The 17,838-nt window shown below is 44.3% G+C and carries 16 protein-coding genes and 1 riboswitch; of the genes, 15 read left to right on the top strand and 1 reads right to left on the bottom strand.

Annotation, left to right across the window (positions count from 1 at the left end; translation table 11 throughout):
* Nucleotides 1-43 precede the first annotated feature (43 nt).
* The 5 genes from DMI82_RS00315 (at nucleotide 44) to DMI82_RS00295 (ending at nucleotide 5,147) form a co-directional block, all read left to right on the top strand.
* Nucleotides 44-838, top strand: a complete 795-nt coding sequence (locus DMI82_RS00315) for an aminotransferase class IV (protein WP_110101995.1) — start codon at nucleotides 44-46, stop codon at nucleotides 836-838.
* Between the two features lie 352 nt (nucleotides 839-1,190).
* Complete coding sequence (gene pfkB, locus DMI82_RS00310) at nucleotides 1,191-2,102, top strand: 1-phosphofructokinase (protein WP_110102115.1); 912 nt, start codon at nucleotides 1,191-1,193, stop codon at nucleotides 2,100-2,102.
* A gap of 20 nt (nucleotides 2,103-2,122) precedes the next feature.
* Nucleotides 2,123-4,036, top strand: a complete 1,914-nt coding sequence (locus DMI82_RS00305) for a PTS fructose transporter subunit IIABC (RefSeq protein ID WP_015525830.1) — start codon at nucleotides 2,123-2,125, stop codon at nucleotides 4,034-4,036.
* 38 nt (nucleotides 4,037-4,074) lie between these two features.
* Nucleotides 4,075-4,332, top strand: a complete 258-nt coding sequence (locus tag DMI82_RS00300) for an HPr family phosphocarrier protein (protein WP_015525831.1) — start codon at nucleotides 4,075-4,077, stop codon at nucleotides 4,330-4,332.
* Nucleotides 4,333-4,403: 71 nt separating this feature from the next.
* Nucleotides 4,404-5,147, top strand: a complete 744-nt coding sequence (locus DMI82_RS00295) for a DeoR/GlpR family DNA-binding transcription regulator (RefSeq protein WP_044961183.1) — start codon at nucleotides 4,404-4,406, stop codon at nucleotides 5,145-5,147.
* A 73-nt stretch (nucleotides 5,148-5,220) separates the two neighbouring features.
* On the opposite strand, the gene DMI82_RS00290 is transcribed toward DMI82_RS00295, so the two are convergent.
* On the bottom strand, nucleotides 5,221-5,475 hold the full coding sequence (locus DMI82_RS00290) for a hypothetical protein (protein WP_110101994.1): 255 nt from the start codon (nucleotides 5,473-5,475) through the stop codon (nucleotides 5,221-5,223).
* Nucleotides 5,476-5,610: 135 nt separating this feature from the next.
* On the opposite strand from DMI82_RS00290, the gene DMI82_RS00285 reads away from it, so the two are divergent.
* The 10 genes from DMI82_RS00285 to DMI82_RS00240 all read left to right on the top strand — a co-directional run bounded on the left by DMI82_RS00285 (nucleotide 5,611) and on the right by DMI82_RS00240 (nucleotide 17,808).
* Entirely contained in the window at nucleotides 5,611-6,477 is an 867-nt protein-coding gene (locus tag DMI82_RS00285; protein WP_158526413.1) for a GGDEF domain-containing protein, read from the top strand.
* An 87-nt stretch (nucleotides 6,478-6,564) separates the two neighbouring features.
* Nucleotides 6,565-7,254: a tRNA (N6-threonylcarbamoyladenosine(37)-N6)-methyltransferase TrmO gene (gene tsaA, locus DMI82_RS00280; protein WP_021650988.1), complete on the top strand. Its 690-nt coding sequence runs from the start codon at nucleotides 6,565-6,567 to the stop codon at nucleotides 7,252-7,254.
* A 143-nt stretch (nucleotides 7,255-7,397) separates the two neighbouring features.
* Nucleotides 7,398-7,679: a DUF2325 domain-containing protein gene (locus DMI82_RS00275; RefSeq protein ID WP_015525835.1), complete on the top strand. Its 282-nt coding sequence runs from the start codon at nucleotides 7,398-7,400 to the stop codon at nucleotides 7,677-7,679.
* A 182-nt stretch (nucleotides 7,680-7,861) separates the two neighbouring features.
* Nucleotides 7,862-9,181, top strand: coding sequence for an aspartate kinase (locus DMI82_RS00270; protein ID WP_015525836.1), 1,320 nt, complete (start codon nucleotides 7,862-7,864; stop codon nucleotides 9,179-9,181).
* A 334-nt stretch (nucleotides 9,182-9,515) separates the two neighbouring features.
* Entirely contained in the window at nucleotides 9,516-9,737 is a 222-nt protein-coding gene (locus DMI82_RS00265) for an HPr family phosphocarrier protein (protein ID WP_015525837.1), read from the top strand.
* Nucleotides 9,738-9,915: 178 nt separating this feature from the next.
* Nucleotides 9,916-12,282 carry an ATP-dependent DNA helicase gene (locus DMI82_RS00260; protein WP_110102113.1) on the top strand — a complete coding sequence of 789 codons (2,367 nt, stop codon included), beginning with the start codon at nucleotides 9,916-9,918 and terminating at the stop codon, nucleotides 12,280-12,282.
* A gap of 123 nt (nucleotides 12,283-12,405) precedes the next feature.
* On the top strand, nucleotides 12,406-13,872 hold the full coding sequence (locus DMI82_RS00255; RefSeq protein ID WP_227573904.1) for a serine hydrolase: 1,467 nt from the start codon (nucleotides 12,406-12,408) through the stop codon (nucleotides 13,870-13,872).
* Between the two features lie 94 nt (nucleotides 13,873-13,966).
* The gene (locus tag DMI82_RS00250) at nucleotides 13,967-14,338 is read left to right on the top strand and encodes a RidA family protein (RefSeq protein WP_180214274.1); all 372 of its coding nucleotides are present in this window, start codon (nucleotides 13,967-13,969) and stop codon (nucleotides 14,336-14,338) included.
* 201 nt (nucleotides 14,339-14,539) lie between these two features.
* Nucleotides 14,540-14,615: riboswitch (cyclic di-GMP riboswitch) on the top strand.
* A 207-nt stretch (nucleotides 14,616-14,822) separates the two neighbouring features.
* Complete coding sequence (locus DMI82_RS00245; RefSeq protein ID WP_110102110.1) at nucleotides 14,823-15,638, top strand: substrate-binding periplasmic protein; 816 nt, start codon at nucleotides 14,823-14,825, stop codon at nucleotides 15,636-15,638.
* A complete protein-coding gene (locus DMI82_RS00240; RefSeq protein WP_110101991.1) occupies nucleotides 15,622-17,808 on the top strand; it encodes an ATP-binding response regulator in 2,187 nt (728 codons plus the stop codon). The genes DMI82_RS00245 and DMI82_RS00240 overlap by 17 nt, the downstream gene beginning before the upstream one ends.
* Nucleotides 17,809-17,838 lie beyond the last annotated feature (30 nt).

The raw sequence follows: 17,838 nt of genomic DNA, 5'->3' as shown, positions 1-17,838 counted from the left end.
TCAGAGAATCTGACAGGGACACTTCATAAGGAGGTCAAAGGAAATGAACAACATAACCTTAGACGAATGTTTTCAGTTCGGTCTGGGAGCGTTTGAGACCATAGGAATAGAGCAGGGAATCCCCATACTTTTGGAAAAGCATCTGAAAAGACTGGAACGAGCGGCAGATTTCCTGAAGCTGGGTGATCCGGCAGTACGTGGGATCACAGCCAGGAGGATCGAAGAATATCTGGAAGAACAAAAAAAACGCCCGGAGGTGCAGAAAGAATTTGATGGACTGGAACACTGTGCGCTGAAGCTTATGCTTACAAAGGAAAATGCAGTGTATTCTCTTCGTGCCAATCATTATACGCCGGAGAATTATGAAAAAGGCTTTATCATGGATGTCAGCAAGGTAAAACGAAATGAAACATCACCTCTTGTATATCACAAAACCATGAATTACGGAGATTGTATCCTGGAAAAACGTAATGCTACAGCAGCAGGAATGGATGAACGGTTGTTTCTGAATACAAAGAAACAGATATCGGAAGGGACAGTAAGTAATGTATTCTTTGTGCGAAATGGCATGATCTATACACCAAAAGTCAGCTGCGGACTTCTCCCGGGAATCCTCCGTGAATATCTCTGTGACACGGAAGAGGTGGAAGAAACCTATATCTATGTTCAGGATCTTAAATGGTATGAGGAATGCTTTGTCACCAATTCCCTGATGGGAATCATGCCGGTGCGTCAGATCGGAGGAATCCGGTTTGAGGAAGACAAAGTGACAAGGGAGCTGATGAGAAGATATCGGAAGATGGTCAGAGATACTGCGAATAGGAAACAAATCAGATAAATGTTATTGCGAAACTATTACATTCAGGAAAGGTGATGGAATGTGAAGATCCGGCTTTCCGGGAAATGTACCTGAGGATGGAGGTAATATAAACAGGAATTTGGAATGGTACATAGATTTATAACGGAATTTGAATGAAAGTGACCAATACAGTCAGAGATAAGCGTGCATTAACCAGGGAAAGCTAAGGTTGATGCACGTTTTTTGTGCAAACTCAACCAAAAACGTTCATGAATTTTGTGAAGTAATTTGATTGACTTTGAATGAATTTGGAAGTATACTGAGTTCAACAAATGAAAAACAACAAAAAGCGGTCAAAAACCGCAGGATAAAAGATATGGGAGGAGAAAAAATGATCTGCACAGTTACTTTTAATCCGTCTCTGGACTATATCGTTTCCGTGGAGGATTTTAAACTCGGACTTACCAACCGGACAAGCTCTGAGCTGATGCTTCCGGGCGGAAAGGGAATCAACGTTTCCACCGTGCTGATGAATCTTGGAATCGAGAATACAGCACTTGGTTTCATGGCAGGATTCGTCGGAGATGAGATTGTAAGAAAGCTTGAGGAGATGGGAGTGAGATCTGATTTTATCAGGATCCCGGAAGGCGTTTCAAGGATCAACCTGAAGCTGAAATCTATTGATGGAACTGAGATCAACGGAATGGGACCGGAGATCAGCGCTGAAAAGGTTCAGGAGCTGATGAAGAAGCTTGACACACTGAAAGAGGGAGATGTGCTTTTTCTGGCAGGAAGTATTCCTTCATCTATGCCGGATGATATGTATGAGAAGATCATGGCGAGACTGGACGGAAAAGGCGTGATGATCGTTGTGGATGCAACGAGAGATCTTCTTGTAAATGTCCTGAAGTATCATCCATTCCTGGTGAAGCCCAATAACCATGAGCTTGGAGAAATCTTCGGCGTAGAGATTAAGAACCGTCAGGATGTGATCCCTTACGGAAAGAAGCTCCAGGAAAAAGGAGCCAGAAACGTGCTGATCTCAATGGCCGGTGAGGGAGCTGTCCTGGTAGCGGAAAACGGTCAGGTGTTTGAGAAACCGGCGCCGAAAGGAACACTGGTAAACGGCGTAGGAGCCGGAGATTCCATGGTAGCAGGCTTTATGGCAGGCTGGATGGAAAAACAGGATCACGAATATGCATTCCATATGGGAATTTCCGCAGGAAGTGCAAGTGCATTTTCTGAAAATCTTGCCACAAGGGAAGAGGTTCAGGCAGTATATGAACAGGTAACAGAGGGGTAAAGAAGAAAGGAGAAGGGAAGATGAGAATCACAGATCTGCTTGACAAACGAAGCATATCACTGGATGCTGCACCGAAGACGAAATCTGAAGCTCTGGACATGGCCGTAGATCTTATGGTAAAAAGTGAAAAGATCAGCGACAGGGAAGCTTATCGGAAACAGGTGTATTTAAGAGAGGAAGAAAGTACGACAGGAATCGGTGAGGGAATCGCTATTCCTCATGGAAAATGTGATGCGGTAAAGAAACCGGGACTTGCTGCCATGGTAGTAAAAAACGGCGTGGAATTTGAGGCACTGGATGATGAGCCGGTTACCCTTCTTTTCCTGATCGCAGCACCGAATACAGAAGATAACATTCATCTGGATGTACTCAGCAAGCTTTCCGTAATGCTGATGGATGATAATTTTACAGAATCCTTACGCAACGCAGGTTCTGTAGATGAATTTATGGAGATCATCGACAAGGCCGATGAGGAGAAAAAAGATATTGATGAAAGACTGGCAGATACAGGAAGTTCCGAAGGAGCCAGAGCTAAACTGCTGGCAGTTACTTCTTGCCCCACAGGTATTGCCCACACCTACATGGCAGCAGAGGGACTGGAAAAAGCAGCAAAGGCGAAAGACTGTTTCATTAAAATAGAGACACGAGGCTCCGGTGGAGCAAAAAATGTACTTACGGATCAGGAGATCCGGGAGGCAGACTGCATCATTGTAGCTGCAGATGCCAAGGTTCCCATGGATCGTTTCGATGGAAAGAAAGTCATCGAATGTCAGGTTTCAGATGGAATCAGCAAAGCGGACCAGCTTGTTGAACGTGCGATTTCCGGAGATGTTCCGGTATATCATGCAGCAGCAGGCAGTCAGAGCTCTTCCTCAAATGCAAAAGCAGGCGGCGGAGCAGGCCACAAGATCTATATGCAGCTGATGAACGGGGTATCTCATATGCTTCCACTGGTTGTAGGCGGTGGTATCCTGATCGCTCTAGCATTCTTGATCGATGGTTTAAGTGTAGATTTGAGTTCCCTTCCTGCAGACCAGAGAGCAAACTTTGGTACCATCACACCGGTAGCGGCTGTTCTGAAAAACATTGGTGGAACTGCATTTGGTTTCATGCTTCCGATCCTGGCCGGATTTATTGCAATGGCCATCGGTGACAGACCGGCACTTGCAGTTGGACTTGTGGGCGGTATGATCGCGGCAAACGGAAAATCCGGTTTCCTCGGAGCACTTCTTGCAGGCTTCCTTGCAGGATATCTGATCCTTGGACTTCGTAAGGTTTGTGATAAGCTTCCGGAAGCACTGGAAAAAATAGCGCCTGTACTGATCTATCCGGTTGTTGGTGTCCTTCTTATGGGACTCTGTATGACCTTCGTTGTAGAGCCGATCATGGGCGGTATTAATACAGGATTAAATAATGCCTTGACAGGCATGGGAAATTCAAGTAAAGTAATTTTAGGGTTGGTTCTTGGTGGTATGATGGCCATTGATATGGGCGGCCCGTTCAACAAAGCAGCATATGTATTTGGTACAGCAGCTATTGCGGCAGGCAACTATGACATTATGGCAGCAGTTATGGTGGGAGGTATGACTCCTCCGTGTGCCATCGCACTCGCATCCCTGCTGTTTAAAGACAAATTTACAAAAGAAGAGCGTGAGGCAGGACCGACCAACTTTATTATGGGACTTGCATTTATCACAGAAGGTGCGATTCCTTTTGCGGCATCTGACCCGGTCCATGTACTTCCGTCCTGTATCGTCGGTTCCGCAGCAGCTGGAGCAATCTCCATGTTCTTCAACTGTACACTGATGGCACCACATGGCGGAATCTTCGTATTCCCGGTTGTAGGTAATGCAATGATGTATCTGGTCGCACTGGTTGTGGGAACTCTGATCTCAGCTGTACTTCTCGGGGTACTGAAGAAAAAAGTTGCTTAAATTTTTTTAAATTAAAATGAAAACTGGAGGATAAAGAAATGAAAGAATTCAAGTATGTAGTAACAGATAACGAAGGAATCCATGCACGTCCGGCCGGAGAGCTTGTGAAGCTTGTAAAAGGTTTCGAGTCCAAGATCACTATCGAGAAGGACGGCAAGACTGTAGAGTGCAGAAAGCTTCTTGCACTTATGGGACTTGGCGTAAAGAAGGGACATGAGGTTACCTTTACATTCGATGGTGCAGATGAGGATGCAGCATACGAGGCAGTAAGCAAATTCATGCAGGAGAACCTGTAATCTCAGAATGAGTGAACAGAAGGCATCCCGGTCCGGTCGATCGGGATGTCTTTTTTGAAGGAGGAAAAGGAATGCTGACGGAGCAGAGATACGAGATCATACTCGGCCTTCTCAGAGAAAAAAACAGTGTTACGGTAACAGAACTGAAAGATATCCTGGATGCATCGGAATCTACGGTCCGCAGAGACATCACGGCGCTTTACAAGGCGGGGAAGCTGACCAGGGTTTTTGGCGGTGCGGTGGCGCTGGAACATACTGTCAATGCCTATGAGCCTACCGTAGCCCAGAAAGTTGAGCTGAATATTGAAGAAAAAAAGAAGATCGCAGCCTATGCGGCAGCTCTGATCCGTCCGGAAGATTTTGTGTATCTGGATGCGGGAACGACTACCGGATATATGCTGGAGCATCTGGAAGGCTCCGGGGCGACTTTTGTCACCAATGGTGTTTCCCATGCCAGGGCTCTGGCTCAGATGGGAGTCCGTGTGCTGCTGATCGGCGGAGAACTGAAGGGATCTACGGAAGCTGTGATCGGAAGTCAGGCCATGCAAATGCTGAAGAATTATCATTTTACAAAGGGCTTTTTCGGGACCAACGGGATGACTCAGAGAGAAGGCTTTACCACGCCGGAATCCAATGAAGCACTGGTAAAGCGAACCGCCATGGAGCAGTGTCTGGAAAAGTACGTAGTGTCTGACAGCTCCAAATTCGGACAGATCAGTGCAGTGACGTTCTTTTCATTTGACGGAGCAGTGATCCTGACGGAAAGCTGTTCCAAAGAATATAAAGATTGCAGAAATATACAGATCGTATCATAGAAAGATCACAAATAAAAAACCGGTTTGGAAGAAATTCTTCGTAAACCGGTTTTTTGTTTGTTGAGGATCTGTTTCAATCTTCCTTGGAGATCATGGCTTCCAGATCTTCTACGGAAATGTCTTTTTTGTGCATCAGCTTGAGCAGACGTTTCAGTTCGGCAGCTTCCTTTGCCTTTTTTTCAGCTTTGCGGATCTCATCCAGCTGAGCTGCCAGTGCAGTTTTTTCATCCTCCAGCGCTGCTATCTTTTCGGTGCAGGCAGCAATCTTGGAATCTACTTTGGAAATTTTCTCATTGAGTACTTCTATCTTTGTACGTCTCTGTGCCATATGAAACCTCCTGATAAAAATATTACTTCTTATACACTATACAATAGCATAAACGACGATGAAATACAATTGTGAATTGATGTGCAATATGTTATCATGAATGTATATAATATTTCAGAAACGCAGGAAAATACTATGGATAAAGATAAGGGTGTATTTATGACTGCCCGGGAAGTAAATATGGAAATAGAAATGCTGAAGACGGTTTTTGACATTGTAAGACTGGTGGATGTTAGCCGTACAGCTCCGGTAAATATTGGCTCAGACGATTGCTCTTATGAAGCAGAACATAAATGCTTTGCAGTGTGGAATAAAGGCAGAAGATGTGAGAACTGTATTTCTGCCAAAGTTTTTGCCCGTAAAAACAAAATGACGAAATTTGAGTTCGTCAATGATGACATTTATCAGGTGATCGCCAAATATGTGGTTATAGACGGGACACCGCTTGTCATGGAAATGGTCTTTAAAATGACGGATAAGATCTTTCTGGGAGCTTATGGAAGCGGATTTCTGATCGATAAGATCAGCAGATTCAACCGGGAATTATATGAAGATCCGCTGACTGGTGCCAGAAACCGGAGATATTTTGAGGAACAGCTGAAATCCCTGGATAAGATGGGGGCTATAGCTATGATCGACGTGGACAATTTTAAACAGATCAATGACAGCTATGGCCATGTAGCTGGAGATGCGGCGCTTTGTACCATTGTCAGAACGATCTTTGAGCATGTGCGGGCAGATGACGTGGTACTGCGTTATGGAGGAGACGAATTTCTTCTGATGTTTGAAGAAATCCCGGAAAAGGTATTTCAGCAGAAGCTGGAAGATATCCGGGAAGAGATCGCAATGGCAGATGTGCCGGAATACAAAGAAATCCGGCTTTCCATGAGCGTGGGAGGTGTATATGGAAGCTGTAAGGTCAGAGATGGAGTGATGGAAGCGGACAGGCTTCTCTATCAGGCCAAGCGGCAAAAAAACTGTGTTGCCTACAAGAGAATCTGACGGAAATGACATGACAGTCATTGAAAGCAGAATTATGTAACAGGCGCATGAGGTGTATATCTGGCAAGTGAAAGGGAGAATAGGGATATGAAGATAATCGCAAGGATCAGAAGTGATTTTCCGACAAAATTCGGAATCCCGCGTCAGAGCGGTCGAGTGGAAGAACTGACAGCCTGTATTGTTTTTGAACCGGAATACCGGGTACGGGAAGCGGTAAAAGGACTGGAAGATTTTTCGCATATCTGGCTGCTGTGGGAGTTTTCACAGTCGATCCGTGAGAACTGGTCCCCTACAGTACGTCCGCCACGCCTGGGCGGAAATGAAAGGATGGGCGTATTTGCCACCAGATCGCCCTTCCGTCCCAATCCTGTAGGCTTATCCTGTGTGAAGCTTGAAAAAATCGATCTGGAAAGCAAAGAAGCTCCTGTACTGATCGTATCCGGTGCGGACCTGATGGACGGAACCCCCATCTATGATATCAAGCCATATCTGCCTGTGGCAGACTGCCATCCGGAAGCACTGGGTGGCTTTGCGACGAAGGTGGAGCAGCATTTTCTGCAGGTAGAGATCCCGGAAGAATGGAAGGCAAGGATTCCGGAGGATAAGCTTACTGCGTTGGAAGGCGTGCTCAGAGAGGATCCGAGGCCTGCCTACCAGAAAGATCCGGAGAGGATATACGGAATGCCTTTTGCAGGAATGGATGTTCATTTTCAGGTAAAAAACGGCATACTTACAGTATGTGAGATCACAGGATATAAAAAATCAGACAGAATTTAAAATTACCTTTGACAAACTTTTTGTGAGATGGTATTATAATAATTGAGTTAGCAAGTGCTAACTCAATATTTTAAAAGCAAAGTTAGTTTAAAATAACCTTGAAACAGTCATATAAAAGTTCAAAGATCAAAGGAGAGTGAATTATGAGCGTTGTAATTGTAGGCGGTAATGAAAGAATGGTATGTCAGTATGAGGATATCTGCAAAGGCTTCGGATGCAAGGCGAAAGTTTTTGCCAAGGAAAAAGGAGCCATGAAGAAAAAGATCGGGGTGCCGGATCTGATGATCCTGTTCACCAGTACCGTTTCCCACAAAATGGTAAACTGCGCAGTAGAAGAAGCAAAGAAAAAATCCATTCCGGTATGCCGCTGTCACACAAGCAGCGCTGCAGCTCTCGAGAACATTCTGAAGCAGTACTGTGCATAAGAAACAGATCAGGAGATACTTTTCTCTTGTATAATTTGACTTTTTTTGCAGAAATGTTACGGAAAGGCTTGCAAAATTATAAATTATTCAATAAAATAGCCGTAGGTTTCTGTGGTAAAGCGTTGCAGTGAATGGTGAAAAGGCGGCGCTGGAAGTCGAAATTACAGGTGAGAGGTGTTATCATGAAAAAAGTTGTAAAATTCGGTGGAAGTTCTCTTGCAAATGCGGAGCAGTTCCAGAAAGTGGGCGATATCATCCGCAGTGATGAGAGCCGCCGTTATGTAGTTCCGTCAGCTCCGGGAAAGAGATTTGACGAGGATATCAAAGTGACGGATATGCTTTATGGATGTTATGACGCAGCATCCAAAGGGGAGGATATCACTGAGAAGATCAATGCGATTAAGGCGCGATATTATGAGATCATTAAGGGACTCGGACTGAGCCTTTCTCTTGAGGAGGAGTTCAAGAAGATCGATGAGGATTTCCGTGCACAGGCAGGAATCCAGTATGCGGCATCCAGAGGAGAGTTCCTCAATGGTAAGATCATGGCTGCATATCTTGGATATGATTTTGTGGATGCAGCTTCTGTGATCCGTTTTGATAAAGCTGGTAATCTGGAAGCGGAGGAGACCAATAAACTCCTTTCCAAAAAACTCAGCAAATCCCAGCATGCGGTTATTCCGGGATTTTACGGCGCATGTGCAGATGGCACAGTAAAGACATTTTCCAGAGGTGGTTCTGATGTGACAGGTTCCCTGGTTGCAAAAGCTATCCATGCAGATATTTATGAGAACTGGACGGACGTTTCCGGTTTTCTTGTAACAGATCCGCGTATCGTTCACAATCCGGAGCCTATCGAGGCGATCACATACAGAGAGCTTCGTGAGCTTTCCTACATGGGAGCTACTGTTCTTCATGAGGATGCCATTTTCCCGGTTCGTAAAGAGGGAATTCCGATCAATATCCGTAACACAAACAGCCCAGAGGATAAAGGTACTCTGATCGTAGAGAGCACCTGTAAGAAGCCGAAATTTACTATTACCGGTATCGCCGGAAAGAAAGGCTTCTGCTCTATTAATATCGAGAAATCCATGATGAACAGTGAGATCGGGTTCGGACGCAAGGTACTTCAGGTATTTGAAGATCAGGGGATCAGCTTTGAGCATGTACCATCCGGAATCGATACCATGACTGTATATGTTCATCAGGACGAATTTGAGGAGAAAGAGCAGCAGGTTATCGCAGGTATCCACCGTCTGGTGCAGCCTGATTTTGTGGAGATGGAATCTGACCTTGCACTGATCGCAGTTGTTGGTCGTGGAATGAAATCCCAGAGAGGCACTGCAGGAAGGATCTTCTCTGCTCTTGCCCATGCAAATGTAAACGTAAAAATGATCGACCAGGGTTCCAGTGAACTGAATATCATCATCGGTGTAGAGAATCGTGATTTCGAAAAGGCAGTCAGAGCAATCTACGATATTTTTGTTCTGACACGGATATAAACAAAATCCGGAAACGGATTTTGTTTATGAGGAAGTAGCGAAGCGGATTCCGAATATCCGATTGATATAAATCCGGAAACGGATTCCGAATATCCGATTTATTTAAAACCGCCGCAGTACGTGTAACATACCGTCCTGCGGCGGATTTTTTTGGAAAAAATCCAAGATTTATCTAAAAATAATACAATCAAATTCAACAGGATTTCCAAAGGAAAGACAAAGATATTGTACATTGTGTCGAAAAAAGTTTGATATGAAATAAACAGTATTGACAAAAACTTAACTTTTGTGTAAAACTGAAATATGAAAAAATCAGAAAGGCAGGCGGTCAGCTATGGAGAAACAGATCAAACTGGATGAAAAAAGTGCACAGGAGTTTGTCAGTGCAGCCAGCAGATGTAATTTTGATATTGATGTATTTTATAACCGTATTATCATTGATGCAAAGTCGATCCTCGGACTTTTGAGTCTGGATCTGACAAAGACTCTGACAGTAAAGTGTTACGGAGAAGATGAGGATTTTAATCGTGTTCTTTCCAAGTATGCAGCAGGTTGAGAAATATGAATAAAGAAAAACGGTGATAAAAGGGCGCAGTTCATGAGAAGAAAAGCAGAACATGCGTCCTTTTTATTATGGGAAGCTTTCGGATCATATTTTATGGTATAATCCTGGTATAGCATGGAAAAAGAATAGCTGCCGGACTGGAATTCCGGCAGCTGCCGGGAGTGAAAATATGGAAAAACCAAGAGTGCGGATTTCTGTCAGAAATCTTGTGGAATTTATACTGAGGAGCGGAGATCTGGATAACAGCAGTGGGACATCCGGAGATAAGGAAGCCATGTTAAAAGGCGGAAGGCTTCACCGCAAGATACAGCGGAGTATGAAGGGCGATTATCAGGCAGAGGTTTCTCTGAAAAAAGAAAGTGAATACGACGATGTGGTCATTCAGGTCGAGGGCCGTGCAGATGGGATCTTTACAGAGGACGGAGCCGTTTATATTGATGAGATCAAGGGGACTTACGGAAATGTCCAGGCAATGGACATGCCAATACCTGTCCACCGTGCCCAGGCCATGTGTTACGGACTGATCTGGGGAGAAAAAGAAGGGATTTCTGAAATCCACATTCAGATGACCTACGCTCATCTTGAGACGGAAGAAACCAGGAGATTTCGTGAGGATTTTTCCATAGAGGAGCTTAAAGGCTGGTATCAGAAGCTTCTGGATGCCTATCACAAATGGATCGCATATTCTCTTAACTGGAAAAAAGAGAGAAATGCATCCATGAAGGATCTGCAGTTTCCGTTTCCATACAGAGAAGGGCAGCGGGATATTGTTAGTGGTGTGTACCATACGGTTTCCAGCGGGAAGACCTTATTTGTTCAGGCGCCTACCGGTGTGGGAAAAACCATGTCTGCCATTTTTCCGTCCGTGCGCGCCATCGGTGAGGGAAAAGGTGAAACACTTTTTTATCTTACCGCAAAAACCATCACAGGAACTGTGGCGCAGGAGGCATTTCACATCCTGCGGGAAAAAGGTCTGAAATTCAAGGTAACGGCGATCACGGCAAAGGAAAAGCTGTGTTTTCAGGATACTCCGGAATGTACACCGGAGAAATGTCCTTATGCAAAGGGGCATTTTGACCGGGTAAATGATGCGGTTTATGAGCTCTGGACCACTGAAGAGGTATATTCCAGAGAAGTGATCCGTGCTCATGCAGAAAAATGGCAGGTGTGCCCTTTTGAAATGTGTCTGGATCTTTCAATCTGGGTAGACGGGATCATCTGTGATTATAATTACGTGTTTGATCCCAATGTTCATCTGAAACGTTTTTTCGGGGAAAATATTTCCGGGGATCATATTTTTCTGATCGATGAGGCACATAATCTGGTAGAACGTGGCAGAGAGATGTACAGTGCCGGTATTTCCCGTCAGAGTCTGGTAGCACTTCGAAAGAAGATAAGAAAGAGGTTTTCAAAACTGGCCAGAACACTGGATAAAGCAAATCGCCAGATGATGGAACTGGAAGAGAATCTTGCGGAAACAGGAAAAGGGTATCAGGTGCTTCCCAATCCCGGAGTACTGCCGATCACATTTCTCACGATATCAGGTGAACTGGAAGAAATACTGGAGGAAAAAGAACTGGAAGAAGAACTACGCAGGGAAATACTGGAATTTTATTTTATAGTGCGTGATTTTTTAAATGTTTCAGAGCTGGTAGATGAAAATTATGTAGTATATACCGAAAACAGCGCAGAAGAAGGATTTCGTCTGAGGCTGTTCTGTGTGAACCCGGCAGAAAATCTGGGAGAATACCTGAAAAAAGGGAAAAGTGCTATTTTCTTTTCAGCTACAATGTTTCCCATGCTCTATTACCGGGAGCTTTTGACAACAGACCGTGATGCCTATGGGATTTATGTGCAGTCTCCTTTCCCAAAAGAAAACCGCAGGATTCTTATCGGCAGCGACGTAAGCAGCCGGTATACCCGGAGAAATCGTGCAGAATACCGGAAGATCGCCGGATATATTGCCAGATGTGTCTGGCAGAGGCAGGGAAATTATATGGTGTTTTTTCCGTCGTATCGTCTTATGGAAGACGTACTGCAGGTTTATGAGGAAGAATTTTCCGTAGACTGGGTGCGCTGCGTGTGTCAGACACCAGATATGACAGAACAGGAACGGGAAGGATTTTTGGAGGAATTTCAGGAACGGGAAGGTACCCTGGTAGGGTTCTGTGTCCTTGGAGGGATTTTTTCTGAGGGTGTTGATCTGACAGGGGAAAGTCTGATCGGGGCAGTGATCGTAGGAACCGGACTTCCCCAGATCGGCAGTCAGCGTGAGATCCTGAAAGAGTATTACGATAAAAAGAATCACTGTGGTTTTGATTATGCATATCGCTATCCGGGTATGAACAAGGTGCTTCAGGCCGCCGGGCGCGTGATCCGCACAAAAGAGGATAAAGGCGTGATATTGCTTCTGGATGACCGCTTCTGGGATCGGGATTACCAGGAAATCTTTCCCAGGGAATGGCAGGACCGTACAGGCTGCAGGCTGGATACGGTAGAAGGTGCAGTGGAGACGTTCTGGAAGAGGTTTACTTGACAGAACGGAGAAATCCGATATACTTATAGAGTCTTTATCTGGAAAATCACTGGAGGAATGTGTGGATGCCGGATCAGGACAAGAAACTGTAAAATAGGATCATAAGAAAAGTGAAAGAAGTATATGAGACGAAAAAAAATATATAAAGCATTGGCATTTTGTCTGAGCACAGTGATGCTCGCACAGCCGGTTTTTGCGACAACAGTGCAGCAGACGGCACAGGGAAGCCTTGGTTCTGTTACGGAGGAGTCCCAGATACTTCCAATTCCCGGTGAAAACGGGAAATATATTCTGAAAAGCAATGGCTTTTACTGCCTGAATGAAGATGGAACCAAAGAAAATACTCCGGCAGTGTATTATTTTGATCATTTTGAGATCGACGGAACGGTTTTTGATGGATATTATTATCACGACGAAAGCGGTAAATTTACAGCGGGAAACTCGCATATGGTCCAGATCACCGATCTGAAGGCTCCGGCAAAAGACGGCAGCGGTGAGGAAGTTTCTTTTGACGGCTGTTATATGGTAAACAATCTGGGAAAACTCAGCGCCTCTCCACAGGTACGTTATATGGATGAGCTGGTGGTGGACAAAACAACATACAACGGGCTGTATTATTTTGATGAATATGGAAAAATGGTCACAGATCCAGGTATCCATTATCTGGAAATGAATGCTGCAGGACAGATGTTTGACGGATATTATTATTTTGGCGGAGAAAACGGCGTTCTGCTCCAGGAAGAGGGAGAGACTCCGGAGGGATTTTCCGTGGATAAATCCGGAAAAGTCGAGACGAAAGATCTGGGAATGGATGGCCTTGAGAAACGGCTTGCAGATCTTCTTGGAACCTATGAGGGTACATGGAGCGTTTATGTAAAGGATCTGACCAGTGATCAGGAGTTTGAACAGAACAGTCAATCACTGTACTCAGCCAGTCTGATCAAAGTGTTTGTCATGGCCCAGACCTATGCCAACATGGATACAGTCCTTCAGAGCGAAGCGGCAAAAATGAAAAAAGATGTTACAGATCCGTCCGTATCCACAAAGGTCAATGATCTTCTCTGGAATATGATCACAGTCAGTGACAATGAATCCTTTAATGAGCTGGTACGTCTGCAGACAGCATCGGGTGTTTTTAAGGACGGAGCACAGGCTGTAAATGGATTTCTTGCGGAACAGAAATTTGCAGATACTTCCGTTCAGCACATCTTAAGCCCGTCCTCTTCAAAGGACGTCGGCCTCGGCGGCAGGAACACCACTTCCGTAAAAGACTGCGCAGAGCTTCTTTTCCGGATCTATAAAGGAGAATGTGTATCGAAAGAAGCTTCGGAGGCTATGCGTAATCTGCTTCTGAATCAGCAGGTTACTACTAAGATCCCCAGCGGGATATCTGCGTCCGTGGAAATTGCAAATAAGACTGGAGAAACGGATACGGACCAGCATGATATCGCCATTGTATATGGAAAAAAGACTACATATATCCTCTGTGTGATGTCAGAAGACTGTAAACCTGGGGACGCAGTTTCGCATATCCGGGATATTTCCGGTATTGTTTATAATTATCTGAATATGGACCTTGACCAGGGGTGATCTGTGAGTTAGAATAAAAAACAGCTGAGCAAGATCCTGATGGATATTTCCGACAGAGAAGTATCCGAAATGTTCGTGAAAGGAGAATTCTATTATGAAGACAGTACATACAGACAAAGCACCTGCAGCAATCGGACCATACTCCCAGGCTATCATCCATGGAGATACGCTTTACACATCCGGTCAGATCCCGGTGGATCCGGCAACCGGAGAGGTAGTTGGAACAACCATCGAGGAGCAGGCTGACCGTGTTATGAAGAACCTCGGAGCAGTTCTGGAAGCTGCCGGCTCCAGCTATGAGAATGCAGTCAAGACAGTATGCTTCCTTGCAGATATGAACGATTTTGCGGCATTTAATGAAGTATATGCCAAATATTTCGTAAATAAACCTGCACGTTCCTGTGTTGCAGTCAAGACACTGCCAAAGAACGTTCTCTGCGAGGTAGAAGTGATCGCAGCAATCTGATGATTTGATAAAAAATCCCTGTTGTCTGATTTCAGTCAGACGCGGGGATTTTTTTCGTGGGGATAAAGTATTTTTCTCTGTTTTGGAGCAATCTCTTTTTGTGTGTTTTCAGGCGTTAAAACGGTAATGTTTTTTCTTGTGTAAAGTAGAGCGCTGTAGTATAATAAAACCAGTTTTTTAGGATACGTATAAAAGCTTAATAAGGATGATCGGCAAACCAGATGAAAGTCTGGGACGCAAAGCTATAGGGCCTGTAAAATGGCAGCCAGTTGCATGAAATGAGGTGCACTGTCTGTGAGACGGTGTTTTTTTTATCGTTAGCTTTACGGTTGTCGTAGCTGTCTGCGTTATGCTGGTGATTTCTCTTGTTATGCGTAGAAATCAGCAGGAAGCGATCCGTGTGGAGCGGGAAAATAATGCGAGGCTGGAAACCGTAAATACAGATATGAAAAAAACAAAAAGGATAGTTAGGGATAGATGGAAAATGAAAGGAAAAAGAGTGATTGCAGGCATTCTGCTTGCGGGCATCTTAGCAGTCACCCTGTCAGGGTGTAAAAACACAGATAACACGAAAGAAGAACCAGAAAAGCCTGTTATTACCCTTGGCAGCGATAATTATCCACCATACAATTATCTGAATGAGGATGGTGTACCGACGGGTATAGATGTAGAACTGGCTACAGAAGCTTTCGAGAGAATGGGATATCAGGTGAAGGTTGTCCAGATCAACTGGGAGAAGAAAAAAGAACTGGTAGAGAGTGGAGAGATTGATTGTATCATGGGATGTTTTTCCATGGAAGGGCGCCTTGACGATTACCGATGGGCAGGACCATACATAGCAAGCCGTCAGGTGGTCGCTGTAAATGAGAACAGTGATATCTATAAACTGAGTGATCTGGAGGGAAAGAATCTGGCTGTTCAGTCCACAACCAAACCGGAAAGCATCTTTCTGAACCGGACAGATGAAAGAATCCCCAAATTGGGAAATCTGATCAGTCTTGGACATCGGGAACTGATCTATACGTTTCTTGGGAAAGGATATGTAGATGCAGTTGCCGCACACGAGGAATCTATCGTTCAGTATATGAAGGATTATGATACAAGCTTCCGTATCCTGGAAGAGCCTCTTATGATCACCGGAATAGGTGTCGCTTTTGCAAAAGATGATGACAGGGGAATCTGTGAGCAGATGGATCAGACACTGGCGGAGATGCGTCAGGATGGCACATCCCTGAAAATTATTGAAAAATATCTGGATGATCCCCAGAAGTATCTGGAGGTGGATGATCTTGGATATTAAGAGAAAGACAAAAGGAAAACGAATCCAGCTGCTCGGAGGTCTGCTCGGAATCTGTGTGGCTGTAGTCTCTCTGTTTTATTTCTTCTACGCAGAAAAAGCGGAAGCAGAGAAAAGACTGGTGGAGATCGTAAACTATGTCAAAGTGCAGTGCTCAACCTACACCCATTATAATGAATCTTCGGAATCCAAAAGTCTTTTACGTGCCATTGAAAGTGCCAGACAGATGAGTACAAATATTAGCATGGAAACAGAAAACGGCGATCAGCTAAGCCAGGATTTGCTGAAAGAAAACCTGCAGACTCTCTGGGTGGATGGCATCATAGTGCTGGATAAAGAAGGAAAGATGGACTGTGAATACAGTATGGAGGAGTCTCTGACTAATGAGATCACGGAGTATCTGCAAAAAGAAATTATCATGGATTTTGCCGGATATGAAGAAAGATCTTATTCAGAACGGTTTGCCAGGAAAGATGGATCCTATATTGACATTGCAGCCTGTGCCAGAAAAGATGTGCCAGGTATCGTTGCAATCTATTACTACACATCTCCTGAATTTACCAGAAATTATACCCTGACGATACAAGAGCTTTTAAATGGTTATAGTGTCCAGAAAGATGGAACGATCATTGTTGCAGATGATGGGATCGTTGTTGCCAGTAATGATGAGAGGCTGTTAGGGCAGAATACAGCCGACAACGAAGTTGTTCAGGCAATGAAAAAGCATACAGACAGTCAGCACATTTATCATTTGAAGAATGAAGGAACCAGATGCTACGGAATCATGCTGAAGCAGCGGGATTATTATATTTATGCGTATCTTCCGGATACGGAAGTGTTTCATAATCTTCCATTAAATGTAGCAGGTGTTATTTTTATTTATCTTCTGATATTCAGTATATTCTGGTTCTGGGCATATAGAACCAATCTGACACACCGGAAACAGGAACAGGAAAAAGACGAAAAATATAAGGCAGAACTTCTGATAGCTGCAAAAAAGGCAGAGGCTGCCAATGAGGCAAAAACAGAGTTTCTCCAGCGGATGAGCCATGATATCCGGACTCCGATCAATGGAATCTGCGGCTTGGTCGATATGGCAGACCATTATGCAGATGATATGGAGAAACAGACGGAATACAGGACAAAGATTAAAGAGGCATCCAATCTGTTGCTGGAGCTGGTAAATGATGTTCTGGATATGAGTAAGCTGGAGTCCGGTGAGATCGTTCTGGAGGAGATCCCATTTAATCTGAGAAGTATTTCCAGGGAAGTATTTGTTGTGATCGAGCAGGTGGCAGCAGAACAGAATATCCGGATCATGTGGGAGAAAAAAGAAATCATACACCGGAATCTTATTGGAAGTCCGGGGTATGTGAAACGTGTGATGATGAATATCCTGTCCAATGCAGTGAAATATAACAGAGAAAACGGACATATTTATCTTAGCTGCATGGAAATCCCATCCGAACAGCCAGGAATGACAACAATGGAATTTATCTGCCGGGATGCAGGAATCGGAATGACTGAGGAGTTCCAGAAACATATTTTTGAACCATTTGCACAGGAACATACAGGAAGCCGTACAAAATTTCCAGGAACAGGCCTGGGAATGGCGATCGCAAAGAATCTGGTCGAGAAAATGGGTGGAACCATTACCCTCGAAAGTGAATACGGTGTAGGGACTACATTTGTGATCCGGGTTCCATTTAAGATAGATCTGGATGCGGATAAACGTGAAGAACAGAAGGATATATCAGAAAAATCTATAAAGGGACTGCATATTCTTCTGGCAGAAGATAATGAACTGAATATGGAAATCGCTGAATTTTTGCTTCAGAATGAAGGGGCTGACGTGACAAAAGCATGGAATGGTCAGGAAGCGGTTGAGCTGTTCAGAAAAAGTGGACCTGGTGGATTTGATGTCATTCTTATGGATATTATGATGCCGGTCATGAATGGTTATGAAGCTACAAAGATGATCCGGTCTCTGGACAGAGAGGATGCAAAAGAAATACCGATCATTGCAATGACAGCAAATGCGTTCACGGAGGACAGAATAAGAGCAAAAGAAGCAGGGATGGATGAACATATTGTTAAGCCTGTTGATGTGGGGTTACTGATAAAAGTAATTCATAAATTGGTGAAATATAATGGATATGGCAGTGACAAATAAGCAGTGAAATATAGATAGGAGGACAAAATC

The sequence above is a fragment of the Blautia sp. BCRC 81119 genome, from assembly GCF_003184505.1.
Classification (GTDB): domain Bacteria; phylum Bacillota; class Clostridia; order Lachnospirales; family Lachnospiraceae; genus Blautia_A; species Blautia_A fusiformis.
The sequence above is the reverse complement of the archived record's forward strand: the minus strand, read 5'-3'. Positions and strand labels throughout refer to the sequence as shown.